This window comes from Rhodoferax sp. GW821-FHT07G04 (assembly GCF_059418585.1).
Map to the genome: position 1 here is coordinate 44,390 of NZ_JBWKQD010000002.1, position 25,791 is coordinate 70,180.

A 25,791-nucleotide genomic window follows, 5' to 3' on the forward strand; every position below is an offset into this window, starting at 1 on the left:
CTGATGAGACCTTTCACCCTTACCATCCTGTGCGCCGCACTGCTGAGCGCCACCACAGCGCCAGCCGTGCCCACGACGACCACTATCAAGGTATCCGGCCTGCAGCAGCCCGCACAGATTTTGGTGGACCGCTGGGGCGTGCCCCACATCTATGCCGCCAGCCAGGACGATGTGTTCTTTGTGCAGGGCTACAACGCCGCGCGCGACCGCCTGTTCCAGATCGACCTGTGGCGCCGTCGCGGCCTGGGTCGGCTGGCCGAAGTGTTTGGGCCGAGTTACGTGGAGCAGGACACGGCCAGCCGCCTGTTCCTGTACCGCGGCGACATGCAAAAGGAATGGCAGGCCTATGGCAAGAACGCGCAGGGCATTGCCGAACGCTTTGTCGCCGGCATCAACGCCTATATCGACGCCGTGGCAGCAGACCCGCAGAGGCTGCCCTTCGAATTCAAGCAGTTCGCCTACAAGCCCGAGAAGTGGCAGGCGCAAGACGTGGTGCGCATCCGCAGCCATGCGCTTACCCGCAACCTGACATCCGAGGTGGCACGCGCCTTTGTGGCCTGCCACGACACCGTCAAAACCGACGCGATGCGGGTGCGCCTGTCGCCACCGTGGGAAACACAGGTGCCCGAGGGCCTGGACCCCTGCCTGCCCCGGGACTTGCTCAAGGTCTTCCAATTGGCAACGCAAGGCGTCACGCTCGGCAAAGCAGGTGTGCTGACTGGCAGTGCGGCGCATGGCGACGGCACCAGCGCGTTAGCGATGGACGCAACGCCAGCCCCCAGCGAGGGCAGCAACGCCTGGGCCCTGGCCCCTTCCAAAACCACAACCGGGCGCGCCATGCTGGCCAGCGACCCGCACCGCGCCTACTCCGTGCCCTCGCTGCGCTACATCGCCCACCTGAATGCACCCAAGCTCGATGTCGTGGGCGCGGGCGAGCCGGCGCTACCCGGCATCTCCATCGGCCACAACGGGCAGATCGCCTTTGGCTTGACCATCTTCAGCATCGACCAGGAAGACCTCTACGCCTACGCGCTGAACCCGGCCAACCCGCAGGAGTACCGCTACAAGGGTCAGTGGGAAAAATTCACCGTGCTGCGCGAATCCATTGCGGTCAAAGGCGCCAAGCCAGTCGATGCCGAGTTGCGCTTCACACGGCACGGACCGGTCATCTACACCGAAGTCGCCAAGGACCGCGCCTATGCCGTGCGCTCGGCCTGGTTTGAACCCGGCATGGCGCCCTATTTCGGCAGCATCGACTACATGTTTGCAACCAACTTCCAGGAGTTCAAACAGGCCATGGCGCGCTGGGGTGCGCCCAGCGAGAACCAGGTCTATGCGGATGCCAAGGGCAATATCGGCTGGGTGGCCGGTGGCCTGGCACCGGTGCGCCCCAATTGGGACGGCCTGATGCCTGTGCCCGGCGACGGCCGCTACGAATGGGCCGGCTTCCTGCCCGGCACACAACTGCCCTCGCTCTACAACCCGCCCCAGGGCTGGTTCGCCAGTGCCAACGAGATGAACCTGCCTGCGGACTACGCCTACCGCAAGCACAAGCTGGGTTTCGAATGGGCCAGCCCCGACCGCTACCAACGCCTGCGCGAAGTCTTGTCCAAACCCGGCAAGCTGTCCCTGGAAGACTCCATGCGCTTGCAAAACGATGTGCTGTCGATACCGGCGCGACGCGTGCTGGCGCTGCTGAAGCACCTGACCTCACCGGACACCAAGACCCAGGCCGCTTTGAATGTGCTGCGCGGCTGGGATGGTGTGGAGCGTGCCGATTCGGCGGCGGCCGCGTTGTTCGAAGTCTGGTGGTCGCGCTACCTGGGCTATGTGTTCAAAGAGGTCGTGGTTCCCAAGAAGTCTTCGGCCGTGCTGGCCATGCCCGACACATCGGTGCTGCTGGAGGGGCTTGAAAAACCGGCCTCGGTGTTCGGCAGCGAGGCCGTGGCCAAGCGCGATTGGGTGCTGCTGACCAGCCTGAACCTGGCCTGGACCGACACGCACAAACTATTGGGTAGCGACCCGCAGCAATGGCAGTGGGGCAAGCTGCAACACGCCCTGGTGACGCACCCCTTTGCTGCGGCGGTGGATACCGCGCAGGCCGCCAAGCTGAATGTGGGGCCGCTGCCCAAGTCGGGCGGGGCCAGCACGCCCAACCAGTCCAGCTACGACCCGCGGGACTTCCGCCAGCTCAGCGGCCCGTCGTTCCGCGTGGTCATCGACGTGGGCAACTGGGATAACTCCCGCGCCGTCAACATGCCGGGCCAATCCGGCGACCCGGACAGCCCGCACTACAAGGACCTGGCCCCGCTGTGGCTGGCGGGGGATTACTTTCCGCTGCTCTATACCCGCAAGGCGGTAGAGGCTGCCACGGTGCAGCGCATCGACTTGCAGCCCGGTCCGTAGCGGCAGTTGCAGTGGCAGCCAGTCAGGCCGCCACGGTCTTTGCAGACGGCACGGCCGCACGCCGCATGGGGGGCGTGGTGCGGTAGGTGAAGGCGCGCCACACCCACTCCATGGGGCCAAAGCGGTAGCGCGACAGCCACCAGTGGCTGAAGGCGATCTGCAGCACAAAGATGGTGGCCACAAATACCACCTGGTGCGCACGGGGCATGCCCCAATGGCCCAGGCCATAGCCGTAGAAGTAGAACGAGCAGATGACCGACTGCAGCAGGTAGTTACTCAAGGCCATGCGGCCCACCGGTGCCAGCACGCGTATGCCGGAGAAGACCGAGCGGCTGTGCAGCATCAGCACCACCATGCCCACATAGCCCAGGCAGGCCGGCAGATTGCCCAGCACGGCCATGCCACGGGCCAGTTGGAAGCCGTCGTGCTCCGCGCCAGGAACGTGGTGCGTGGCAATCATGCTGCCCAACAGCCCCAGCCCTATGCCAAATGGCAGACCGTAGTAGGCCAGCTTGCGGAACAGCGGCAGATGGGCGCTGGTGTTTTCCATGGTGCCGGAGCGCACAAACCAGCTGCCCAGCAGGAACATGGCGATCAGCACGGTGGCAAAGCCCGCGTCACCGGCCAATTTTTCGGGGAAATGCCGGGCCCGTATCTCCACCACCTCCCGGTAGCTGCCGCTGGCCAGTATGCGGACTTCGCGGTCGCGCTCTTCCAGCCGATTGGCCAGGCGCTTGGCCTTGGCGGCCTTCTTCTCTGCGGGCGTTTCAGCCTTCTTCTCCGCGGCATTGCCAGAAGCAGCTTTGTCTGCAGCGGCAGGCGCGGCGGTTGCAGCCGTGGCCACCGCCGCTGTTGGAGTGGGCTCCGCTTCGGGCGGTGTCAGGTAGTCCACCGCGCCGAAGAAGATCATGATGATGAAGGACGTGATGTAGATGGTGGAGCCCAGACGCACCTCGCGCAGGTTCACCGGGTCTTTGTACTTGGCCGACAGCACCGCCATCACCGGCAAAATGACAGCGAACAGGCTGACCGGCAGGCGCGGCTCCTTGGGGCCATTGGGCAGGCACCACAGCACGATGGCAGCAATGGCCGCTGCCACGCCCGCCACACCCAGGATCAACGACAAGCGCGGCACGCTGTGGCCACGCACCATAAAGCGCTTTTCGTCCCGCACATACAGCGAGACCAGCGACACAAAGGCCAGCGAGCCCGCGATGCCAAACAGGGGCTCCACACCCGTGCCCGCACCAATGCCCACCAGCACCGCCAGGGCTACCACCAGCGGCTTCCACTGGCCGTAGAGCAGTATCAACAAGGCACCGGCGCCCACTGCATAGCTGAACAGGATGTCACCGGCCCACATGAAGATGTAGTGGGCGGCGCCAAAGGTGGCCAGCGCCAGAATGCGGCGCAGATACGGCCCCAAGAATGCACGCTGCGCGCGCTCGGCACGGGTCAGCATCACGGCAAAGCCCATGCCGAAGAGCAGCGAAAAAATGGTCCAGAACTTGCCCTGGATGAAGTACGAAATGAACCAGCTCGCAAACCAGTCCAGGCCCGTCAGGCCCTGGGGCATGCCCTCGCCGATGCCATTCATGGAGCGGTTGAAGAACTCGATGTTCATCAGGAAGATGCCCAACAGGGCAAATCCGCGCACCACGTCCAGCGCTTCGATGCGCGCCTCTGGAACCGTGGGTGCAAGTCCCGCTGCAGGGAGCGGGTTCTGCATGTCTTGTTGCATGGTGTCGATCTCCTCTATGTGACAGCGCGCACTCTACTCCTGCTCACCGGTCTGCTGCACATATTTGCGATGAAATGCGGATTTGCGAGACTGGCTGTAGGACGAGTCCTATACCAGCAACATTTGGTGGCATTTTGGCTATCGATGTTGCAATTCACCAAGGGTTTCCACTGAGGTGCAAGACTAGTATCAATTTCTCCATTTTTCAAAGGAACCCTGATGTCGATGCAACCTCCTTTCTTTGGTAAGCGCCCCGAGACCCCGGCCTCCCCCAACAACCTCAACACCCGCTCTCCCAACGGCCTGCAAGGCCAGCAGAATCCCCTGTCTGGCTCCACCAACGCGGGCGGCATGGGCAACAACAACGCCCCTGCCGCGCAGGCAGCCCCCGCTGCGGCCGCGCCGGTGTCGGGCGCTCCCACCAAAGAAGGCGGCAGTAAGCTGACCGTAGGGCCCAACATCAAACTCAAGGGCGTGGAGATCACCGACTGCGACACCCTGGTCGTGGAAGGCACGGTCGAGGCCACGATGGATTCGCGCGTGATGCACATCACCGAGATCGGCGCATTCAAGGGTTCGGCCGACATCGACTACGCAGAAATCCACGGCGAGTTCAATGGCGACCTGACCGTGCGCCAGAAACTGGTCATCTATGCCACCGGCCGCGTCACGGGCAAGATTCGCTACGGCAAGGTCGTCATCCAGGAAGGTGGCCAATTGATGGGCGACATCCAGTTTGGCGCCGCAATGGACAACAAAATCCTGGTGGCCCCCAAAGCAAGCCTGATGGCCGCACCCGCATAGGCATCACACCCTATGGGGTTGCAAGGCGCTTCTATACTGCGCCCATGACCTCTATTGCAGACCTTCGCAAAAGCTATGAGCGTGCCGAACTCGACGAGTCGGCCTCGCACACCGACCCCCTGCAGCAATTCGACCAATGGCTGAAGGAAGCCATTGCGGGTGAAGTGCCCGAGCCCAATGCCATGACGCTGGCCACCGTGGGCAGCAACCTGCGCCCCAGCACCCGCATCGTGCTGATCAAGGGCTATGACGCACAGGGCATCACCTGGTTCACCAACTACGACAGCCGCAAAGGCCACGAACTCGACGGCAACCCCTTTGCCGCCCTGCAATTCCACTGGGTGGAGCTGGAGCGCGTGGTGCGCATTGAAGGTGTGGTGGAAAAAGTCAGCGCCGAAGAGAGCGATGCCTACTTCAAAACCCGGCCCCTGGATTCACGCATTGGTGCCTGGGCGTCGCCACAGAGCGAGGTCATCTCGGGGCGCGGTGTGCTGGTGGCCAATGCGGCCAAGTACGCTGCCCAATTCCTGCTGCAGCCGCCACGACCACCCCACTGGGGTGGCTACCGCATGAAGCCCGATACTTGGCAGTTTTGGCAGGGGCGCAAGAGCCGCTTGCATGACCGGCTGCGCTATACGTTGGAGCCCAGTGGCGCGTGGCTGCGGGAGCGGTTGGCGCCTTAGACAAGCCCCCACGTTCGTTCGTTTCGTTGCGGGTGTGCGCCCGCACCAGGCATTGGGTGGCCGTTCTGCTCCGTGTCCCCCGCCCTTCGGGCTCCTCCTTTACCTGCGCAGAACGGCCACCCAATGCCTGCTGCTGGAGTCTTTGCTGGCAACGGTTTTCCGCCGGAATCACTTTCGGGCAGTTGATGCAAACGGGCTTTTGCCCAAGCTCCGCACAAACCAAAGCCGCGCAGTATCCATCGGGTAGTGGGTTTTGCGCAGGTAAAGGAGGAGCCCGCACAGCGGGCGGGGGACACGGAGCAAAACCCGCTACCCGATGGATACAACAGTCACGATGGCGCTACTATTTATATAGCAACACATCAAAAATCCACGAGGGCTATCGGCAATTTTTACTCTGAAAATGTGCAAAAACCTGCAAACAACCCCATATTGGGTATGTTAGACAGCTAGCTAGTGAGGCGGCGCAAACGCAAAGAGCTGTGAAAATTCGGCGCACATTGAGTTAGGCAAGGAATGCCCGTGTAGTCGTCGCAATGACCGCCTGGGCGGTTGCGGCCATGTTGTCGGTCTTGCGCCGTGTGCCGCCACCGCCCACTGGGAACGGCCACAGTACGCGTCGGCGGATGACTGGCGGTGCGCTTGACGGCAAGGTCGCCGCGCGTGCGGGTTGTACTGCCATGGATGGTGTCTGTTGCATAGGAACTCCTCTTTTGTCTTCTCGTTGTTGTTGTGCCCGTGCCTGCGACGGGTAGTTATGAACCTGCAAATGGGGGCATGCCCACCCATTTGCAAGTCAGTCAATCACGGCGGTGCGCCGCAAGACGCCACGACCAGCCTGCCCGCGGCGGCAGGCTTTATCCAATCAGCCAGACCCGAGGCGCGCCGTGCTATGGGCCGCATCCGGCTCAGGCTCTGAATACCGAAAACGCCTTCTCCAGCGGGGTTTCCGGCACCAGTAGCTCCTCACGCGATTCGTCAACGCGCACGGCCTCTGGATGCTCGCGCTTGATAGCCTCTTCGGTGAACCGTTTGTAGGTCATCATCCAACGCCCGGCCCACTGGATCTGCCAAAAATAGACGTCCTGCTTGATCATGGCTTTATATTTAACTGGACAAAACATCAGTATATATAAAAACCCAGTATTTACCTCAGATCGAGGGCCAACGTCCCTCTGCTTTGGTGGGGCATGTTCCGTGCGCGCGCGGGGCGGCGCTGGAGTAACACCTGACAAACGCGTCCGCAAACGCTGCGCCCGCGGCGGCATCAGAGAGCAAGACCTCACAGACCGCAATGCTCATCTGCGTGTCATCTGTGCAATGACCAGCTGGGATACCAAGCTCATGTTCAACATACGCAGCAAGCGTATTGAACCGCTCGTTTAACGCGGAGTCGAGGGGTAGCAGTAGCGAAGCATTGAGAACCCGAGTTGCCCTGGAGTCACTTGCGTTCGATCTCTCGCAGCTTGGCCAGCACCGCCTCGTTGGTGGGGTCTATGGCCAGCGCATCGCGCAGGACTTGCAGGCCTTGCGCCTTCCGACCGTATGCAAAATAGACGTTCGCTTCGGCGACCGGGTCAACGGGTCTGGCCTGCTTGCGCTGCTGCTTCAATAGCCAGGGCAATGCTGCAATGAGCAAAAGAATCACTACAGGCAAGGCAAACAATTTGAGCCATGCCAAATCTGCTGTCGGGTCCATCAGTCCACCTTCATCATGTACTAGTCTGCCTTGATTCGTCAGCCTTCACGTGTTGTAGCCGAGCAAGCAGCCCCTACTTCACCACCACCGCATCATCGATCCGGTAGTACAAGCCATACGGGTCATCCTTCAACACCGCAAACTGCCCTTCCACCACCACGGCTTCCAGCGAATACTTGATGGGGGTTTTGGTCTTGACCTCGACCATGCTCTCCGGCCCGCCGGGTACGCAGAACGAGCAGGTCAGCGGCACCGAGCTGATGAGGAAGTGCTTTTGCTTCTCGCCCGGCTCCAGCGGCATCATGAAGCCTTGCACGCGCTGATTCTTCTGGTTGAGCGCCAGCACCGGGGCGGGGAAGATTGGCAGCATGCGGTTCTTCTCGACCTTGGTTTTCACATCGGTCAGCACCGACCAGGGCACCACGTCGGCGCGCTCTTGCAAGGGCGCAAACGGGCTGTTGGGGCTGTGCACACCAGCCCCTGTGCCGGCCGGCACGCCCAGGGCCGCAGGCGATGCGGCCGGTTGGGACTGGGCTTGTGGTTGGGATTGGGCCGCCGCGTCCAGCGACGACAGTGCGGCCAACGGTCCGCCTACCGCTATACAAACAGTAGCAACATAGTTAAACAATACGAGGGCTAGAGGCCTTTTTTTCATATGCGTTCTCTTCAAAACCGTCTTTGTGAGACCTAGCGCGCCTGCAGAAGTTCCAGCACGCTGACGCGGTAGGCGCCCAGCGCGGGCAGCAGCGCGGCCCCCAAGGATACGCCCAGCGCCAGGGCTGGCACCACAGCCAGCGCGGGCGGCCAGACCATGCCGGCTATCAGCAGCGTGCTGTCGAGCTGCAAAAACCAGCCCAGCGCCGCGGCAAAGCCCTGCCCCAGCAGCAAACCCATGGCCGCCGCCAACAGACCTAGCCACAGCGCCTCGCACAGCAGCAAGGCGGCGATCTTGCGCGGTGGCGCGCCCAGCATGCGCAACAGCGCCAGATCGCCCCGGCGCTCGCGCACGGCACTCCAAAGCGCGATGAAGACGCTCAGGCCCGCGGTGAGCAGCAGCACACCGGCAAAGGCGCGCAGCACGTCGGTGCCCAGGCCCAGCATGTGCAGCATGCGCGTCACCTCCACGGCCGGCGCGGCGGCCTGCATGCCGGTGCTGGTGTTGACGTAGCGTGGGAAGCTGATGGCGGCCAGCGGCGTCTTGTAGCGGACCAGGGCCATCGTGACTTCGCGCTTGGCGTCGCGTTCGGCATCGTGGTCTGCGTCATGCTTGCCATCGTGATGGTCGGTGTGACCGCCCGTGTGCCCGTCTTTGTGGCTGTCTGGGTGGCTCGGCTTGTCATCATGCTCGCCATGCGCGCCCTCAGGTTCCGGCTTGCCTGCATCTTCATGCCGATCTTCATGTACATGCCAGACCGAGGCGGTATCGGTCAGCACCAGACGATCCAGCACGCTGCCGCTGGGCGCCAGTACGCCGACCACGGTGTAGCGGCTGTCGCCATGCGCATGGCCGCCAGCCCCCAGCCCGTGGCTGCCGACCAATTGGCCGCCCACAGGCAGACCGAGCTTGGCCGCTGCCGTGGCACCCAGCACCACCTGCATGGGCGCATCCCACAGCCTGCCCTGGGCCAGTGTGGCGTTGTACAGGCCTACATAGTCATGCGAGGTGCCGACGATGCGGTAGCCCTGCACGTTGTCGCCCAGGCTCAGGGGGATGACCTGGGCCACCAGCGGGTGTTTGGCCAGCGCCTGCACGGCCGGCAGCGGCACATTGCCGGGCGGCACATCGATGTGCAGCACACCGCTCAAAATCAGCTGCATGGGGCTGCCCTTGGCGCCGACAACCACATCCACACCGGCCAGGTCGCGCTCGAACGCCTGGTTGAGCTGGTAGCCGACCAGCAGCAGGAATGTGATGGACGCCAGCCCCAGGCTCAGCAGCAGCACATTGAGCGCCGCACCCAACGGGCGGGACCACAGATAGTGCCAGGCGAACGCTAGTGTTTTCATCGCGGCTGAGACAATGGATACGAGGGCTGGAGCACGATTTGCCTACAGGCCTCCGGTGAAATCAGCCTTGCCACGCGCGCATCGTGGGTGGCGATCACCAGCGTGGCGTTCTGCGCTCTGGCGGTGGCCAGCAGCAGGCCCACGGCGTCGGCCGCGGCGGCATCGTCCAGACTGGCGGTGGGTTCATCGGCCAGCAGCACCTGGGGCTGCAGCAGCACGGCCCGCGCCAGGGCTACACGCTGCGCCTGCCCGCCGGACAACTGGCCGGGCTTGCGCTGAGCGAGGTCTCGCACACCCAGCGCCTGCAGGGCTGTGTGGATGCGCGCGGCGTCTTCCGGCTGGCCGGCCGCCCACTGCGCCATCGCCAAGTTCTGGTAGACGCTGAGTGCCGCGCTCAGGTGAAGCCTTTGGGGTAAAAAGCCGATAGCCCTCGCCCGCCATTCGTCTGCCGCTACGGATTTAATAGCATCCAGCTTCTGGCCCGCCACCGTCAGGCTACCCGCCGTGGGTGCCACCAGCCCCGCCACCAGGGCCAGCCAGGTCGATTTGCCGCAGCCCGACGGCCCGCTGAGCAGCAGCACCGCGCCCTGGGCCACATCCACATCGGGGAAGGACAAGGTGGCGCCGCCCGGGTAGGCATACGCGAGGCTGGAGGTCTGGATCATGCAGAGGGGCGCAGCGCGATGGCGAACTGGCGGATTTCAGCCTCCTCCGGCTGCATGCGCACCATCTTCGCGAACACAAAGCCGATCTTTTCCAGCATGCGGCTGGACTCGGCGTTGTCGGGGTTGACGACGGCGATGACACGCTGCAGGCCGTGCACCCGCACCGCAGTCTCCAGCACACCGCGTGCGGCTTCGATGGCGTAACCCTTGGACCAGTATTCGGGCAAAAAGGCGTAGCCAATGTCCACATCGGCAAAGTTGTCGCGCTGGATCAGGCCGCACATGCCGATGGGCGTGTCTCCCTCCTTCAGCGCCACCCGGTTCAGGCCGAAGCCGTGCTTGGCATAGCTGGCGATGGGGCCGGTGCGCAGGTAGCCGCGGGCATCGTCCAGCGTGCGCACCTGCTTGTCGGAGATATTGCGGATGAAGGACGGCTCATTGAGCTGGCGCAGGATGAAGGCCGCATCGCCCTCCTCCGCAAAATGGCTGATCCGCAGCCGCGCTGTTTCGCACACCACCTTCTGGCCCATTGCTGTTGTGTCCCGTCGTCGTAAAAGACGGCCATAGTAACCGCAGCCCCCACGCTCGTCACTGCGTGTACTCGCTGCCCCCCGAGGGGGCTCAGCCTTGCTTGGGGCGGCCCAGCGCAGCGGCTTGGCCTGCGCACCCGCCAATGCGTGCGCTCGCTGCCCCAGTAAAATCACCGGTTCTGACCCAAATACCCCACCATGACCGACACCGCATCCACACCCATCGCACAACCCGGCCTGCAGTCCCTGTCCAAATCCTTTGAGCCCTCGGCGCTCGAAGCCCATTGGGGACCCGAGTGGGAGAAGCGCGGTTACGGTGTAGCCGGCTACCGCGGCACGCAGGCACCCAAGGCCGGCCAGAGCGCCTTTGCCATCCAACTGCCGCCCCCCAATGTGACCGGCACGCTGCACATGGGCCACGCCTTCAACCAGACCATCATGGACAGCCTGACGCGCTACCACCGCATGCTGGGCGCCAACACGGTCTGGGTGCCGGGCACGGACCACGCGGGTATCGCCACGCAGATCGTCGTGGAGCGCCAGTTGCAAGACCAGAAGCTCAGCCGCCACGACCTGGGCCGCCCCGAGTTCCTGAAGAAGGTCTGGGAATGGAAAGAGAAGTCGGGCAACACCATCACCAACCAGATGCGCCGCATGGGCGACACGGTGGACTGGAGCCGCGAATATTTCACGATGGACCCCAAGCTGTCCAAGACCGTGACCGAAACTTTCGTGCAGTTGTACGAGCAGGGCCTGATCTACCGCGGCAAACGCCTGGTCAACTGGGACCCGATTCTGCAAAGCGCCGTGTCCGACCTGGAGGTGGAAAACGAAGAGCGCAACAGCTTCATGTGGCACATCGAATACCCCTTCAGCGATGGCCCACAAACCGCCGCCGATGGCACGCCCCTGAAGGGCATGCACATTGCCACCACCCGCCCCGAGACCATGCTGGCCGACGGCGCGCTGTGCGTGCACCCCGAAGATGAGCGTTACCAGCACCTGATCGGCAAGATGGTCGACCTGCCGCTGTGCAACCGCAAGATCCCCATCATTGCGGACGATTTTGTGGACCGCGCCTTCGGCAGCGGCTGCGTCAAGATCACCGGCGCGCACGACTTCAACGACTACGCCTGCTCCCAACGCCACGGCCTGCCACTGATCACCATCTTCACGCTGGACGCCAAGATCAACGCCAACGGCCCCGCCGCCTACCAGGGCATGGACCGCTATGAGTGCCGCAAGGCCGTGCTGAAGGATCTGGAAGAGCAAGGCTTCCTCGAAAAGGCCGTGCCGCACAAGAACATGGTGCCCGTCTGCGCCCGCACCGGCCAGGTGGTCGAGCCCATGCTGACCGACCAGTGGTTTGTGGCCGTCAACAAGGTGGGCGAAGGGGATGCCACCGGCAAATCCATCGCGCAAAAAGCCATTGATGCCGTCCACAGCGGCCAGGTGCAGTTTGTGCCCGAGAACTGGATCAACACCTACAACCAGTGGATGAACAACATCCAAGACTGGTGCATCAGCCGCCAGCTGTGGTGGGGGCATCAGATTCCGGCTTGGTATGACCAAGAGGGCAATGTCTGGGTCGCACGCGACGAAGCCGAAGCCAAGCAAAACTGGCTGCGTGAAACCGAGAACAACCTACTAACGGCGCGCAACCTCAACCAGGCGTCGGACATCGCACGTCTGCAAAATCTGTTGGCCGTAGGCCCACAGCTGCGCCGCGACGAAGACGTGCTGGACACGTGGTACTCGTCCGCACTCGTGCCCTTCAGCACCATGGGCTGGCCAGAAAAGACCGAAGACTTTGACCTCTACCTGCCCTCCAGCGTGCTGGTCACCGGCTACGACATCATCTTCTTCTGGGTCGCCCGGATGATCATGATGACCACGCACTTCACCGGACGCGTGCCCTTCAAACACGTCTACATCCACGGCCTGGTCAAAGACGCCCAGGGCAAGAAGATGAGCAAGAGTGAAGGCAACGTGCTGGACCCGGTCGACCTGATCGACGGCATTGCACTCGCCCCCCTGCTGGCCAAACGCTCGGAAGGCCTGCGCAAGCCCGAGACCGCGCCCCAGGTCCGCAAGAACACCGAAAAAGAATTCCCCGAAGGCATACCCGCCTACGGTGCCGACGCCCTGCGCTTCACCTTTGCCGCGCTCGCGTCATTGGGCCGCAGCATCAACTTCGACAGCAAACGCTGCGAGGGCTACCGCAACTTCTGCAACAAGCTGTGGAACGCCACGCGCTTTGTGCTGATGAACTGCGAAGGCCAGGACTGCGGCCTGAAGGAACACACCAAGGAAGAGTGCGCTGTGGGTGGTTCTGCCCATGGCTACCTGGACTTCAGCCCCGCGGACCGTTGGATCGTCTCCATGCTGCAAAAGGCCGAGGCCGACGTGGCCCAGGGCTTTACCGACTACCGACTGGACAACGTCGCCAACACCATCTATGACTTTGCGTGGAACGAGTTCTGTGACTGGTATCTGGAAATCGCCAAGGTGCAGATCCAGACCGGCACGCCCGCACAACAGCGCGCCACCCGCCGCACGCTGATCCGCACACTGGAAGTGCTGCTGCGTCTGGCCCACCCCATCACGCCCTTCATCACCGAAGAGCTGTGGCAAAAGGTGGCACCCGTTGCCGGTCGCGAAGGTCCGTCGATTGCGATTGCCGCCTACCCCATCAGCCAGCCTGAGCGCATCGACGAAAGCTCCATCGCCCACGTCGCCAAGCTCAAGCAGTTGGTGGACGCCTGCCGCAATCTGCGCGGCGAGATGAATGTGTCACCCGCGACCCGCTTGCCGCTGTTCGTCGTGGCGCAAAGCGCAAGCGAGGCCGCATTCCTGAAGACCTCGGCCCCCGTGCTGCAGGCACTGGCCAAGCTCAACGAAGTGCGCCTGTTCGACGACGAAGCCGCCTGGCAAGCCGCAGCCCAGGCCGCCCCCGTGGCCGTGGTCGGCGAGGCCCGCATCTGCTTGCACATGGAAGTGGATGTAGCCGCCGAAAAACTGCGGATTGGCAAAGAGATTGCACGCCTGGAAGACCAGATCAACAAGGCCCAGACCAAGCTCGGCAACGAAGCCTTTGTGGCCAAGGCCCCCCCGGCCGTCCTGGAGCAAGAGCGCAAGCGCGTGGCCGACTTTACGGATACGCTGAACAAGCTGCGTGAGCAACTGAAGCGCCTAGGCTGAGCTGGGTCGTCTCATCACCGACCGGTCCAGCAACGGACCGGAGGTGGGTACCAAAGCGAGGTAAAGGAGGAGCCCGCGTAGCGGGCGGGGGACACGAGCGGCGGTATCCGCCTGCGGTCTGTTGCGGGCGCGTGCCGCTGTCGGAAGTTAGCGCCGACGCAGCACGTGCACAAACTCGTTGTTCACGGTCTCCTGCTCCACCAGCTCATTCCCCGTCTGACGGGCAAAGGCCTGGAAGTCGCGGATGGAGCCTTGGTCGGTGGACACTACCTTCAGCGTCTGCCCCGTGGACATATCCGAAAGCGCCTTCTTGGCCTTCAGAATAGGCAATGGGCAGTTCAGTCCGCGGGTATCGATTTCTTTGTCGGCTTGCATGGTGATGTGTTCGCTCAATCTCGCTTGGGGAATTCTATGAAGTTTGGCGTGTGCCCTTGTGCCGTGAGCCAATCTGCCAGCGCATAGCCGGTGCCAGCCGGCCAGCATTTGACATCCTGCGGTGCATAGAGCCGGTAGTCCACCAGCTCGGGTGACAAACGCACTTCACCCCGGCAGACCGCATGGTAGGCAATGATGATCTGGTTCATGCGCTGGAAGTCGTAGACACCAATCAGGTCCAGCGAATCCGTGGTCAAGTTGGTCTCTTCAGCAATCTCGCGCGCAATGCCTTCCTGGGGCGTCTCGCCGGCCTCCATGAAGCCGGTGATCAGCGCATACATCTTGCCCGGCCAGGCCGCATTGCGCGCCAGCAGAATCTGGCCGTCGTATTCAATGACCGCGGCCAACACCGGCACCGGATTGTTCCAATGCGTGTAGTCACAAGCCGGGCAGCGCAGACGCGTCTTGTCGCCACCGTCTTCGGCCCGTGCAATGAGGGCCAGCTCCGTGGCGCACTGCGGGCAGAACTTGAAGGCTTGCATGGTGCTCATGCGGGGAACACGCCGGTGGACAGATAGCGGTCACCACGGTCGCACACCACAAACACAATGGTGGCGTCCTTCTCGCGCTTGGCAATCTCTTGCGCCACCCAGCAGGCACCGGCCGCGGAAATGCCGCCAAAAATGCCCTCTTCGCGCGCCAGGCGGCGGCACATGTCCTCCGCGTCCGACTGGCCTACATACACCAACTCGTCCACATTGGCAGGGTCGTAAATCTTGGGCAGGTATTCCTGCGGCCATTTGCGAATGCCCGGTATGCGCGAGCCCTCCGATGGCTGGGCACCGATGATGCGAATGGCGGGGTTCTTCTCTTTCAGGAAGCGCGACACACCGGTGATGGTGCCGGTGGTGCCCATGGCGCTGACGAAGTGGGTGATGCGCCCGCCGGTCTGCTCCCAGATCTCGGGGCCCGTGGTTTCGTAGTGGATGCGGGGGTTGTCGGGGTTGGCAAACTGGTCCAGCACCGTGCCCTTGCCGTCACGCTTCATCTGCTCAGCCAGGTCGCGCGCGTATTCCATGCCGCCGCTCTTGGGCGTGAGGATCAATTCGGCGCCAAAGGCCTTCATCGTCTGCACACGCTCGACAGACAGGTCCTCGGGCATGATCAGCACCATGCGGTAGCCCTTGATAGCTGCGGCCATGGCCAAGGCGATGCCGGTATTGCCAGAGGTTGCTTCGATCAACGTATCGCCAGGCTTGATATCGCCGCGCTCCTGCGCGCGCTGGATCATCGACAGGGCCGGCCGGTCCTTGACCGAACCTGCGGGGTTGTTGCCTTCCAGCTTGCCCAAAACCACGTTGTTCTGGGCTGCGTTGTAGTCGGCGCCAATGCGTTGCAAAGCGACCAACGGTGTTTTACCGATCGCGTCTTCAATAGTTGGGTATTTCATGCCCTTAAATGTGCCATAATTTAGGTCTTGGTAAACAGCGTCGCCCGGGTGGTGGAATTGGTAGACGCAGCGGACTCAAAATCCGCCGCCGCAAGGCGTGCCGGTTCGATTCCGGCCCCGGGCACCATAGCATGCATGCTGTGGTCTTTCTAGCAGTTGGGTATTTCTGCTGCACTGCACTCCCCTTTTGAGTTTTTTGCATGTCTCCCGTGGCAGATGTTTTGCCCTGGACGCGCAGTATTTTGCTAAGCTGTAGCCGAAGGGGTCAGCAACAACAGCCCCAGCAAAGGCCGCCATGTCACACCAAGCCACGGTCCTGTCGTTCGCCCAACGCGCACTAACTGCGAGTGTGGTGCTGGTAGCCGCATTGCTGCTGCAGGCTTGTACGTCCATGCTGCCCAGGGCCCACACCGAGTCCCCCACTTTTCAGACCTTTGACGAGGCACGCCAGGCTATAGAGGCCCTGGTGCCATCGCGTAGCGGCATAGCCGAGCTGACCGAACGGGGACTCACCCCCGAAAAGCAACCCAATACCGTCATCCTGACGCAGGCCGATGTCGTGCGCAGGGTCTTCAATGGCGGCATATTGGGCAAGGACGATCTGGACCCCGGCATTGTGACCTGCATCAATGCGCGCAATGCCTGCCGGGGCTGGGAGCTCAACGTGGCGCGCATCACCAAGGCGCGTACCGGCGGCTTCTGGGCGGATTTTGTGAATTTCAAACGCCGCACCGAGACCACGGGCTGGCGCTTCAATGCACTGGTTCTGTTGGTCAACGATGTGGTGGTCTACCGCGGCTGGGGTGGCCAACCCGTCATCAATGAAGTGGAAGTCAACAGCAACCCGCTGGGCCCTTTCCAGGACATGGGTCCATCCACCATCACCAACAACGTGCGCTGAGCCCCAGGGGCTGCCGCCACGGCAGGACAAGGCTGCTTCAGTTGGTCTTCAGCAGGCGCGCCAACTGCTTGCCGTTCTCGTCCATCAGCACCAGTTGATCGCCACGCTCTATCCGCGCCTTGCGGGTCAGTTCCAGGGCCTTGAAAAACAGGTCTTCCTGCGAGCCCGGCATGCTCAAGCACGCCCTGCCGGTGGACGCCAGCGGACCCAACACCAGACTACCCGGGCTGGACGAGACGGAGGCACCTGTAAAGCCATTGCAACCGCCAGTACCAGCCACCTTGTCCGCGCTGAGCCAGCGCAGCTTGGGCTTTGGGTTGACGACCTCGGCCTTGCCATCGATTGCGAAGGCTGACCACTCCGTTCCAGCCAAGGTCAATGCCGCCGGCGCTGCGGGCGCCGATGGCACAGCTGCAGACGTGGACGGCGACGAGGAGGATGGGGACTTGCCCGATGGCGCCACGGCACAGGCGCTCAAGAGCGCGGCCACCGCAAACGAGCTCAATGTCAGGCGCAATTGCGGAGATACCATGGATGTGTTCCTTCTTCAGTCAAAAAATTTGGCGTTGGCCCAGGTGTTGCCCGCCGCATCCTTGGCCGACAGCTTGGGCGCCTCGCCCAGATCGGGCCACTGGATGTTCAGGAAAGGGTCGTTCCACGCGATGCACTGCTCGTGCGCGGGCGCGTAGTAGTCCGTGGTCTTGTACAAGAACTCAGCCGTTTCCGACAACACGACAAAGCCGTGGGCAAAACCGGCCGGCACCCAGAACTGGGCCTTGTTGTCGCCGGACAAGTGGGTACCCACCCATTTGCCAAAGGTGGGCGACGAGCGGCGGATGTCCACGGCCACGTCGTACACCTCGCCCGCCACCACGCGCACCAGCTTGCCCTGGGCTTGCTGGATCTGGTAATGCAGGCCGCGCAGCACGCCACGGGCCGAGCGGGAATGGTTGTCCTGCACGAACTCCGTTTGCACGCCAGTGGCTTCAGCAAAGGCACGTGCATTGAAGCTTTCGTAGAAGAAGCCCCGTGCGTCGCCAAATACCTTGGGCTCGATCAGGCAGACCTCGGGGATGGCTGTGCGGGTGACCTTCATGGGTGCTTGCCTTCCTTCAGCAGGCCCAGCAGGTACTGGCCGTAGCCATTCTTGGCCAGGGGCTGGGCCAGCTTGTTCAGCTGCTCGTCCTGGATGAAGCCATTGCGCCAGCAGATTTCTTCCAGGCAGGCAATCTTGAGGCCCTGGCGACGCTCCAGCGTGGCGATGAACTGGCCGGCTTCCAGCAGGCTGTCGTGTGTGCCGGTGTCCAGCCAGGCGTAGCCGCGCTGCATGATCTGCACGCTCAACTGCCCCATCTCCAGGTAGGCTTGGTTGACGGCGGTGATTTCCAACTCGCCACGCGCGCTGGGCTTGACGGCCTTGGCGATGTCGACGACCTGCTTGTCGTAGAAATACAGGCCGGTGACGGCGTAATTGCTTTGCGGTTGCTTGGGTTTTTCTTCGATGCTGCGGGCCTTGCCCTGGCCGTCGAAGGCCACCACTCCATAGCGCTCGGGGTCGTGCACATGGTAGGCAAACACTGTGGCGCCGTGATCCTGCGCGTGCGCGTTGCGCAGCAGGATCTGCAGGTCATGGCCGTAGAAGATGTTGTCGCCCAGCACCAGGGCGCTGTCGTTGTTGCCGATGAATTTGTCGCCAATGATGAAGGCCTGGGCCAGGCCGTCGGGGCTGGGTTGCACGGCGTATTGCAGGTTGACGCCCCACTGGCTGCCGTCACCCAGCAGTTGCTGGAAGCGCGGCGTGTCTTGCGGCGTGCTGATGATGAGGATGTCGCGGATACCAGCCAGCAGCAGCGTGCTCAGCGGGTAATAGATCATGGGCTTGTCGTACACCGGCAGCAACTGCTTGCTGATGGCCAACGTGGCCGGGTGCAGGCGGGTGCCAGAGCCCCCGGCCAGGATGATGCCCTTGCGGCTGGAGGAAGGGGAGCTAGTGGGTGCGACCATAGTCAATCTCGTTCAACATGCGGGTGACGCCTGCCTGCCAGTGGGGCAGTTGCAGGCCAAAGGTGGTTTGCAGCTTGGTGGTGTCCAGCCGCGAATTGTGGGGGCGTTTGGCCGGTGTGGGAAAGGCCGAGGTAGGAACAGCCTTGATCTCTTTCGCTACTATTTTGATAGCTGGTTGCGCAGATTCGGCGAGGGCTACAACATGTTTTGCATAAGCATGCCAGGTTGTTGTGCCACCTGCAACCAGGTTGTAGATACCGGCCAGCGCAACATCGCCACCGCCCTTCACCGCCTTGACCTGGCGCAGCGCATGGGCCGTCACGTCGGCAATCAGATCCGCACCGGTGGGGGCGCCAAACTGGTCGTCAATGACCTGCAACGTTTCGCGCTCCTTGGCCAGGCGCAGCATGGTCTTGGCGAAGTTGCCGCCGCGTGCCGCATAGACCCAGCTGGTGCGGAAGATCAGGTGGCGCTGGCAGCGGGCCACGGCCTGCTCGCCCTCCAGCTTGGTTTGTCCGTAGACGCTCAAGGGGCCGGTGGCGTCGGTTTCTTTCCAGGGCGTTTCACCGCTGCCATCAAACACATAGTCGGTGCTGTAGTGCACCAGCCAGGCACCCAGCTTTTGTGCCTCGTCGGCCAGCACGCCGGGTGCTTGCGCATTCAGCAGGCGGGCGAAATCGGCTTCACTCTCGGCCTTGTCCACCGCGGTGTGGGCGGCCGCATTGACGATGACGTCCGGGCGCACGGTGCGCACGGTTTCGGCCAGCGCATCCAGTTGCGTGAAATCACCGCTCAGGCCGCCCGGATTCGTGGCGCGGTCCAGCCCCATGACCACCAGTTCGCCCAGTGGGGCCAGGCTGCGCTGTAACTCCCAGCCGACCTGGCCGTCGGTTCCCAGTAGCAGAATCTTCATGCTACGGCCGCGGCGCTGCCGTATTGCGTTTTGACCCAGTCGCGGTAGCCACCGCTTTGCACATTGGCCACCCAGTCCTGGTTGGACAAGTACCAGGCCACGGTCTTGGCGATGCCGGTTTCAAACGATTCGGTCGGCTTCCAGCCCAGTTCGCGTTCGATCTTGCGGGCATCGATCGCGTAACGGCGGTCGTGGCCAGGGCGGTCGGTGACGAAGGCGATTTGGTCCTGGTAAGGCTTGCCATCGGCGCGGGGCTTCAGGTTGTCCAGCAGACCGCAGATGGTGCGCACGATGTCCAGGTTGGCCTTTTCGTTCCAGCCACCCACGTTGTAGGTTTCACCGGGCTTGCCGGCTTCCAGCACGCGGCGAATGGCGCTGCAGTGGTCCTTGACGTACAGCCAGTCGCGGATCTGCTGGCCGTCGCCGTACACGGGCAGGGTCTTGCCGGCCAGCGCATTGACGATGACCAGGGGAATCAGCTTTTCGGGGAAGTGGTAAGGGCCGTAGTTGTTGGAGCAGTTGGTGGTCAGCACCGGCAAGCCATAGGTGTGGTGCCAGGCGCGCACCAGATGGTCGCTGGCAGCCTTGCTGGCGCTGTAAGGGCTGTTGGGCTCGTAGGTGTTGGATTCGGTGAAGGCCGGGTCGCCCTTGTGCAGCGAGCCATAGACCTCGTCGGTGGACACGTGCAGGAAGCGGAAATCGGTCTTGGCAGCACCAGCCAGCGCGCTCCAATAACCGCGCACCGATTCCAGCAGGTGGTAGGTGCCCACGATGTTGTTTTGCACAAACTCACCGGGGCCGTGGATGGATCGGTCCACATGGGACTCAGCCGCGAAATTGACGACGGCACGGACCTGGTGTTGGGCCAGCAGCGCGGGGATCAGGCTGGCGTCGCCGATATCGCCCTTGACGAAGATGTGTTTGGGGTTGCCCTTGAGGCTGTCCAGGTTCTGCAGGTTGCCGGCGTAGCTGAGTTTGTCGAGATTGACAACGGCCTCATCGGATTGCGCCAGCCAGTCCAGCACGTAGTTGGAGCCAATAAATCCGGCGCCGCCGGTCACAAGAATGGTCATGGGAGAAGGTCCGCTTAAAAGGAGTCCAGATATTACCTGCCCATGATTTTCGCATCCAATCGCCGACACCCTTTGTAAGCAGGTGTTAGCCAGTTGGATGCGGTAAATCACCGACAATCACCCCCTCGCCGCCACACACCAGTCCATGCAAGCCGACGTTGAACCCACCCTGCCCGCCAACCCAACACCCCGTCTGTTTTGGTGGATAGTGGGAGCCTCCGTCGCCTTGGCGCTGGTGCCCACGGTGTGGACGGAGTTGGACTTGCAGGCGGCCGCGCAATTTCTCGGCCCCCAGGCCCATACCGAGGTGGCCCAATGGTGGTGGGTGGAACTGATCAATCTGTATGTGCCCGCCGTGTTCCGTGTCATCGTGGCAGTGGCCTTGGTGGCGTGGGTGGCCGCCAGCTTGCGACCACAGCTCCGGCACTGGCGGCTGGCACTGGCCTTTGTGGTACTGGCCGGGGCGCTAGGGCCGGGCCTGGTCGTCAACAGCGGCTTCAAGGACAACTGGCAGCGCTCGCGCCCCTACCAGGTGCAGGCTTTTGGCGGCACCCAGCAGTTCACGCGCGCCGCCGTCATCACCGACCAGTGCAACAACAATTGTTCCTTTGTCAGCGGCCATGTGGCCTGCGGCATCTTTCTGGCGTCTTTGCTGCTGGTGGACCGCAAACGCCGCGTCGTCTGGGCTGCCGCAGGCGTGGCAGCCGGGCTGACCATCGGTTTTGCCCGCATGGCGGATGGCGCACATTGGCTCAGCGATGTACTGTGGGCCTGGCCCATCACGCTGTTGTCCAGTTGGTTGGTGTGGAGAGCACTGCTGCGTATCTATCCCGACTGAGGGTTATCCCCCAATCCTGCCCGAAGGGTCAGCAATTTCCCACGTTGGATGCAATCTGCGTAGAATCATCCGAAGACCAATGTGCATTTCAAACACAGCAGGATTCGCCCCATGGATTTGATTTTTGCCGAGGAAGAATCCCCGTCGTCTGACAACGCAAAGAAAGCACAAAAGAAACCCTGGTGCATCCTGCTCGTGGACGACGACGCTGAGGTCCACGCAGTGACCCGTTTGGCGCTGAAGGGCTTCGAATTCCAGGGCAGTGGCCTGGAGTTGCTGAGCGCCCATTCCGGCCAGGCTGGCCGGGAGATATTTCACAACCGCGACGATATTGCGCTGGCCATTGTGGATGTGGTCATGGAAACCGACCACGCCGGACTGGACCTGGTGCACTATGTGCGCAACACGTTGGAAAACCACCGCACCCGCTTGGTGATGCGCACCGGCCAACCCGGCCAGGCGCCCGAAGACCGCGTCATCCGTGAATACGATATCGACGACTACAAAGAGAAAACCGATCTGACGATTCAGAAGCTGCGTACGCTGCTGTACAGCAAGCTGCGGGCCTACCGCGATCTGTGCATCATCGAATACCAGCGCGATGGCTTGGCTCGCGTGCTGGGCGCCACGGCCATGGTGCAAACGGCGGAATCATTGACGGTCTTTGCCTCAGCCGTGCTGGACCAACTGACATCGCTGCTGCACCTGGATCGCTCCGCGTTGTATTGCATCATCTTGCCCAACGCAGAAAACGGCGAGCATGAAACCAAGACCATTGCGGCCACCGGCGATTTTGTGCAATACAGCACCAACCAGAGCTGTGCCAATCTGCCGGATATTGTTACCCAGCGCTTCAAAGAAGTGTTTGAGAAAAAGTGTGGACAGCACTATGACGACGCCTACGTGCTGTACACCCATGCCAAAAATGGCGGCGGCAACCTGCTGTACCTGAAACACGCCGCCGAGCTGGGCAAAATGGACCAGCAATTGCTGGAAATCTATACGCAGAGCGTTGCCATCACCTTTGACAACATCAACCTGCAAGAGGACTTGCGAGAAACGCAAAAGGAATTGGTCTACACGCTGGCCGACGCGGTCGAGGCCCGTACCCAAAAGACGGGTGCCCATGTGAAGCGCGTCGCGCTGTCCTGTGAATTGCTCGCCCGCCTCTACGGCCTGCCCGAGGCGCAGACGCTGTTGATCAAGAACGCGTCCCCCCTGCACGACATTGGCAAGGTGGCGATACCCGATGCGATTTTGCACAAGCCCAGCAAGCTCAATCCCGAAGAGTGGGCTTTGATGCGGCAACACGCGCAATTCGGCCTGGAGATTCTGAAGCGTTCCAACCGCGCGTTGATGAAACTGGCGGCCGAAATTGCACTGTCCCACCACGAACGCTGGGACGGCTCGGGTTACCCTAACGGACTGGTGGGCATGGCCATCCCCGTCTCAGGTCGCATCACGGCACTGGCCGATGTGTTCGATTCCTTGGGCTCACGCCTGAGTTACAAGGAGCCCTGGTCGCAGGACATGGTGGTGCAGGCCATACGCGAAGGCAGCGGACGCCAGTTCGAGCCCGCCTTGGTCGACCTGCTGCTGGCCAATCTGGAAACCTTCAACGCCTTGCGCCAGCAATACCCTGACGAGTTGGACGCGGAATCGAGCGCGCCTGCTGCCGCCCAAGCCCAAGGCTAAAGCAAGCCGCTGTGCACCGTGGGATAGCGCAGCGCCATGCGCAGTTCGCGCTTCATACGTGCATTGACCATGCGGCGTGACTCGTTCATAAAGCTGAGCAAGGTGGGCGGTAACAGCGCGCTTGCCTCCTCCCGACTTATTCGGGGTGGGCGGGATAGACCATACAGGTCAGCCGCCAAGTCGAAATAGTCACCCATGCGCAGGTCACTGTCGTCGTTAACGTTGTAGACCCGCTGGGGTCTTCCGCGCCACAGCGCCAAGCAGCAAGCGTGGGCCAAGTCGTCGGCATGGATGTGGTTGGTGTAGACATCCTCTTCGGGCTGCAGCACCGGCGTACCCTTGATCAGCCGCGCCCGTGGTGTGCCGCCCTCCCGGTTCGGAGCATAGATGCCGGGAATGCGCAGAATGCTGTTGCGCACGCCGGTGGCCACGCCCCAAAAGCGCATGCTGGCCTCGGCATGCACGCGCCGGTGCGCCCGGGGCGTACCCGCCTGCAGGGCACGGGTCTCCGACACCCAAGCCCCCCTGCAGTCGCCATAGACACCACTGGTGGAGCCGTACACTGCGCTGCGCGGTGGGCTGCGCAGCCGCAAGGCACGCACCAGGTTCTGTGTGCGGATGTCCACACGACCGTCCGCAGGTGGCGGCGCCAGGTGTACAACCCGCGTAGCCAGCCCCGCTAGGCGGCGTAGGCTGGCGGCAGCATCCAGGTTGCCAATCAACGGCGTCAGCCCCTGGGCCCGCAAATCCACCGCACGTGCCGGTTGTGAAGTCAGCGCCATCAAGCGCACCCGGCCCTGCATTTGCCCTGCGACGCGCATGCCTACATCACCACAGCCGACAATCAGGACACGTTCACGCCGAAATCGCGCAGGCAAGGCGCCGAGGGGTGCTTGGTTTGAAGGCAAAATCGCTGATCCGTTTAAATATGTGTATGAGAGTTCCTAGGATACCGACAAGATGACTGCAAGCCATTCCGAAGCACCGCAATTTTCCGTCGTGGTGCAACCCAGTGGGCGCACGTTCAGCGTCGCGGCCGGCGAAGCGGTGCTCGCAGCCGGCATACGCCAAGGCATAGGCCTGCCCTACGGCTGCAAGGACGGTGCTTGCGGCTCCTGCAAATGCAAGCTCGTCAGCGGCTCCGTGCAGCATGGCAACCACCAGAAGTCTGCGCTCACCGCGGAAGAAGAGACCAATGGTTTTGTACTGACCTGCTGCGCTATTGCCCAGTCGGATCTGGTACTGGAGTCACGCCAAGTCACCGAGCTAGGTGCCTTGCCGATCAAGAAGATGCCAACCCGGGTGATTTCGCTGACCAAGAAGTCCGATGATGTGATGGTCTTGCAATTGCAGTTGCCCGCCAACGACAGCTTTGCCTACCGCGCAGGCCAGTATGTGGAATTCATCCTGCGCGACGGCGCACGGCGCAGCTATTCCATGGCCAGCGCTCCCAGCCTGGGCCCCAGCATGGAACTGCATATCCGCCACATGCCCGGCGGCAAGTTCACCGACCATGTATTTGGAGCAATGAAAGAAAAAGAAATCCTGCGCGTGGAAGGGCCCTATGGTTCCTTCTTCCTGCGGGAAGACTCCACCAAACCCATCATCCTGCTGGCCTCGGGCACTGGTTTTGCCCCCATCAAGGCCTTGCTGGAGCATATGCAGCACCTGGGGTCTGCGCGCGACACCGTGCTGTACTGGGGTGGGCGCCGTCCCGCGGATTTGTACATGCAGGACTGGGTCGCGGAGCAGCAAAAGACCATGCCCCACCTGCGCTATGTGCCCGTGGTGTCGGATGCAACCGCCGACGACAACTGGCAAGGCCGCAGCGGCTTTGTGCACCGCGCCGTGCTGGAAGATTTTCCTGATCTCAGCGCACACCAGGTCTATGCCTGCGGCGCCCCCATCGTCATTGAGTCGGCACGCCGGGACTTCTCGGCGCTGGCGCAACTGCCATCCGAAGAGTTCTTCGCGGACTCATTCACCTCCGAAGCCGACAAGGCTCGGGAATAAGAGAAAAAAGAAAAGCCACCGCAAGGGTGGCTCTTTGTTTGGCTGCTGGGCCGCGGGGCTTATTCGCCCAGGTAAGCGGCTCGCACGCGGGGGTCGGTCAGCATCTCGGCGGCATCGCCGGACATGGTCACAATGCCTGACTCCATCACGTAGCCCCGGTTGGCAATGGCCAAAGCACGGCTGGCGTTCTGCTCCACCAGCAACACAGTCACGCCTTGCGCGTACACGTCTTTCACCACCTCAAAGATCTTGTCCACCATGATGGGCGACAAGCCCATGGACGGCTCGTCCAGCAACAAGACCTTGGGGCGGCTCATCAAGGCGCGACCCATGGCCAACATCTGCTGCTCACCGCCGGACATGGTACCGGCCAGCTGGTCCTTGCGCTCGCGCAGACGGGGGAAGATGGTGAACATCTTTTCCATATCGGCCGCAATGCCGTCCTTGTCATTGCGGATGTAGGCGCCCATCTGCAGGTTCTCGATGATGGTCATGCGGGTGAACACGCCGCGGCCTTCCGGCACCATGGCCAGGCCCTGCTTGACCAGATCCCAGGGGCCTTGGCCGCGGATGCTCTTGCCCAGATATTCGATGTCGCCGGCGTTCAGCGGCAGCGTGCCGGTGATGGCCTTCATGGTAGTGGTCTTGCCGGCACCGTTGGAGCCGATCAAGGACACCAGCTCGCCTTCGCGCACTTCAAAGTCCACGCCCTTGACGGCCTGGATGCCACCGTAGGAAACCTTCAGTCCGGCGACCTTGAGCAAAATATTTTTTGTTGTTGACATTGTCTTGT

The 25,791-nt window shown here is 62.3% G+C and carries 26 protein-coding genes and 1 tRNA gene; 9 read left to right on the top strand and 18 right to left on the bottom strand.

The features are described 5' to 3' along the window. Window positions 1-3 precede the first annotated feature (3 nt). Window positions 4-2,406: a penicillin acylase family protein gene (locus AC07OO_RS09380; protein WP_495081835.1), complete on the top strand. Its 2,403-nt coding sequence runs from the start codon at window positions 4-6 to the stop codon at window positions 2,404-2,406. 22 nt (window positions 2,407-2,428) lie between these two features. Here AC07OO_RS09380 and AC07OO_RS09385 read toward each other — a convergent pair whose 3' ends face one another. After that, a complete protein-coding gene (locus tag AC07OO_RS09385; RefSeq protein ID WP_495081836.1) occupies window positions 2,429-4,147 on the bottom strand; it encodes a DUF418 domain-containing protein in 1,719 nt (572 codons plus the stop codon). 219 nt (window positions 4,148-4,366) lie between these two features. Here AC07OO_RS09385 and AC07OO_RS09390 point away from each other — a divergent pair, with 219 nt between their 5' ends. Further along, complete coding sequence (locus tag AC07OO_RS09390) at window positions 4,367-4,951, top strand: bactofilin family protein (RefSeq protein ID WP_495081837.1); 585 nt, start codon at window positions 4,367-4,369, stop codon at window positions 4,949-4,951. Between the two features lie 44 nt (window positions 4,952-4,995). After that, on the top strand, window positions 4,996-5,634 hold the full coding sequence (gene pdxH / locus AC07OO_RS09395; RefSeq protein WP_495081838.1) for a pyridoxamine 5'-phosphate oxidase: 639 nt from the start codon (window positions 4,996-4,998) through the stop codon (window positions 5,632-5,634). Between the two features lie 505 nt (window positions 5,635-6,139). On the opposite strand, the gene AC07OO_RS09400 is transcribed toward pdxH, so the two are convergent. The 7 genes from AC07OO_RS09400 to AC07OO_RS09430 form a co-directional block, all read right to left on the bottom strand. Then, window positions 6,140-6,334, bottom strand: a complete 195-nt coding sequence (locus tag AC07OO_RS09400; protein ID WP_495081839.1) for a hypothetical protein — start codon at window positions 6,332-6,334, stop codon at window positions 6,140-6,142. Between the two features lie 208 nt (window positions 6,335-6,542). After that, entirely contained in the window at window positions 6,543-6,731 is a 189-nt protein-coding gene (locus AC07OO_RS09405; protein ID WP_495081840.1) for a hypothetical protein, read from the bottom strand. Between the two features lie 344 nt (window positions 6,732-7,075). Next, window positions 7,076-7,333, bottom strand: coding sequence for a type IV pilus assembly protein FimV (locus tag AC07OO_RS09410; protein ID WP_495081841.1), 258 nt, complete (start codon window positions 7,331-7,333; stop codon window positions 7,076-7,078). Between the two features lie 73 nt (window positions 7,334-7,406). Then, a complete protein-coding gene (locus AC07OO_RS09415; protein ID WP_495081842.1) occupies window positions 7,407-7,988 on the bottom strand; it encodes a DUF3299 domain-containing protein in 582 nt (193 codons plus the stop codon). A gap of 32 nt (window positions 7,989-8,020) precedes the next feature. Continuing rightward, entirely contained in the window at window positions 8,021-9,340 is a 1,320-nt protein-coding gene (locus AC07OO_RS09420) for an ABC transporter permease (RefSeq protein WP_495081843.1), read from the bottom strand. After that, window positions 9,337-10,005, bottom strand: a complete 669-nt coding sequence (locus tag AC07OO_RS09425; protein WP_495081844.1) for an ABC transporter ATP-binding protein — start codon at window positions 10,003-10,005, stop codon at window positions 9,337-9,339. The genes AC07OO_RS09420 and AC07OO_RS09425 overlap by 4 nt, the downstream gene beginning before the upstream one ends. Further along, on the bottom strand, window positions 10,002-10,535 hold the full coding sequence (locus AC07OO_RS09430) for a GNAT family N-acetyltransferase (protein WP_495081845.1): 534 nt from the start codon (window positions 10,533-10,535) through the stop codon (window positions 10,002-10,004). Before AC07OO_RS09430 ends, AC07OO_RS09425 begins: the two co-directional genes overlap by 4 nt. Before the next feature lie 198 nt (window positions 10,536-10,733). On the opposite strand from AC07OO_RS09430, the gene AC07OO_RS09435 reads away from it, so the two are divergent. Beyond that, window positions 10,734-13,736 carry a valine--tRNA ligase gene (locus AC07OO_RS09435; protein ID WP_495081846.1) on the top strand — a complete coding sequence of 1,001 codons (3,003 nt, stop codon included), beginning with the start codon at window positions 10,734-10,736 and terminating at the stop codon, window positions 13,734-13,736. Window positions 13,737-13,883: 147 nt separating this feature from the next. Here the strand turns inward: AC07OO_RS09435 and AC07OO_RS09440 are convergent, their stop codons facing one another. From AC07OO_RS09440 to cysM, 3 genes are read right to left on the bottom strand one after another with little or no spacing between them, the layout of a single operon-like run. After that, on the bottom strand, window positions 13,884-14,111 hold the full coding sequence (locus tag AC07OO_RS09440; protein WP_495081847.1) for a sulfurtransferase TusA family protein: 228 nt from the start codon (window positions 14,109-14,111) through the stop codon (window positions 13,884-13,886). Window positions 14,112-14,125: 14 nt separating this feature from the next. Further along, window positions 14,126-14,662 carry an NUDIX domain-containing protein gene (locus tag AC07OO_RS09445; protein WP_495081848.1) on the bottom strand — a complete coding sequence of 179 codons (537 nt, stop codon included), beginning with the start codon at window positions 14,660-14,662 and terminating at the stop codon, window positions 14,126-14,128. Further along, entirely contained in the window at window positions 14,659-15,561 is a 903-nt protein-coding gene (cysM, locus tag AC07OO_RS09450) for a cysteine synthase CysM (RefSeq protein WP_495081849.1), read from the bottom strand. The genes AC07OO_RS09445 and cysM overlap by 4 nt, the downstream gene beginning before the upstream one ends. A gap of 42 nt (window positions 15,562-15,603) precedes the next feature. Between cysM and AC07OO_RS09455 the strand changes: the two genes are divergently transcribed. Further along, window positions 15,604-15,688 (top strand) — tRNA-Leu (locus AC07OO_RS09455). A 168-nt stretch (window positions 15,689-15,856) separates the two neighbouring features. Continuing rightward, on the top strand, window positions 15,857-16,462 hold the full coding sequence (locus AC07OO_RS09460; protein ID WP_495081850.1) for a hypothetical protein: 606 nt from the start codon (window positions 15,857-15,859) through the stop codon (window positions 16,460-16,462). A 37-nt stretch (window positions 16,463-16,499) separates the two neighbouring features. On the opposite strand, the gene AC07OO_RS09465 is transcribed toward AC07OO_RS09460, so the two are convergent. Genes AC07OO_RS09465 through rfbB form a run of 5 tightly spaced genes read right to left on the bottom strand, consistent with a single transcriptional unit; the run spans window position 16,500 to window position 20,452 of the window. Continuing rightward, a complete protein-coding gene (locus AC07OO_RS09465) occupies window positions 16,500-16,994 on the bottom strand; it encodes an META domain-containing protein (RefSeq protein WP_495081851.1) in 495 nt (164 codons plus the stop codon). Window positions 16,995-17,009: 15 nt separating this feature from the next. Then, the gene (gene rfbC / locus AC07OO_RS09470) at window positions 17,010-17,558 is read right to left on the bottom strand and encodes a dTDP-4-dehydrorhamnose 3,5-epimerase (protein WP_495081852.1); all 549 of its coding nucleotides are present in this window, start codon (window positions 17,556-17,558) and stop codon (window positions 17,010-17,012) included. Continuing rightward, the gene (gene rfbA, locus AC07OO_RS09475) at window positions 17,555-18,466 is read right to left on the bottom strand and encodes a glucose-1-phosphate thymidylyltransferase RfbA (RefSeq protein WP_495081853.1); all 912 of its coding nucleotides are present in this window, start codon (window positions 18,464-18,466) and stop codon (window positions 17,555-17,557) included. The genes rfbC and rfbA overlap by 4 nt, the downstream gene beginning before the upstream one ends. Further along, window positions 18,450-19,379, bottom strand: coding sequence for a dTDP-4-dehydrorhamnose reductase (gene rfbD, locus AC07OO_RS09480; RefSeq protein ID WP_495081854.1), 930 nt, complete (start codon window positions 19,377-19,379; stop codon window positions 18,450-18,452). Before rfbD ends, rfbA begins: the two co-directional genes overlap by 17 nt. Beyond that, window positions 19,376-20,452, bottom strand: a complete 1,077-nt coding sequence (rfbB, locus tag AC07OO_RS09485) for a dTDP-glucose 4,6-dehydratase (RefSeq protein WP_495081855.1) — start codon at window positions 20,450-20,452, stop codon at window positions 19,376-19,378. The genes rfbD and rfbB overlap by 4 nt, the downstream gene beginning before the upstream one ends. 145 nt (window positions 20,453-20,597) lie before the next feature. Here rfbB and AC07OO_RS09490 point away from each other — a divergent pair, with 145 nt between their 5' ends. Continuing rightward, entirely contained in the window at window positions 20,598-21,290 is a 693-nt protein-coding gene (locus tag AC07OO_RS09490; protein ID WP_495081856.1) for a phosphatase PAP2 family protein, read from the top strand. A gap of 111 nt (window positions 21,291-21,401) precedes the next feature. After that, window positions 21,402-22,985: a DUF3369 domain-containing protein gene (locus AC07OO_RS09495; protein WP_495081857.1), complete on the top strand. Its 1,584-nt coding sequence runs from the start codon at window positions 21,402-21,404 to the stop codon at window positions 22,983-22,985. Here AC07OO_RS09495 and AC07OO_RS09500 read toward each other — a convergent pair. Next, window positions 22,982-23,893, bottom strand: coding sequence for an NAD-dependent epimerase/dehydratase family protein (locus AC07OO_RS09500; protein WP_495081858.1), 912 nt, complete (start codon window positions 23,891-23,893; stop codon window positions 22,982-22,984). The two genes, AC07OO_RS09495 and AC07OO_RS09500, sit on opposite strands and share 4 nt — an antisense overlap. A gap of 52 nt (window positions 23,894-23,945) precedes the next feature. Between AC07OO_RS09500 and AC07OO_RS09505 the strand changes: the two genes are divergently transcribed. Then, a complete protein-coding gene (locus tag AC07OO_RS09505; protein ID WP_495081859.1) occupies window positions 23,946-24,998 on the top strand; it encodes a CDP-6-deoxy-delta-3,4-glucoseen reductase in 1,053 nt (350 codons plus the stop codon). A gap of 59 nt (window positions 24,999-25,057) precedes the next feature. On the opposite strand, the gene AC07OO_RS09510 is transcribed toward AC07OO_RS09505, so the two are convergent. Beyond that, the gene (locus AC07OO_RS09510) at window positions 25,058-25,783 is read right to left on the bottom strand and encodes an ABC transporter ATP-binding protein (RefSeq protein ID WP_495081860.1); all 726 of its coding nucleotides are present in this window, start codon (window positions 25,781-25,783) and stop codon (window positions 25,058-25,060) included. Between the last annotated feature and the right edge of the window lie 8 nt (window positions 25,784-25,791).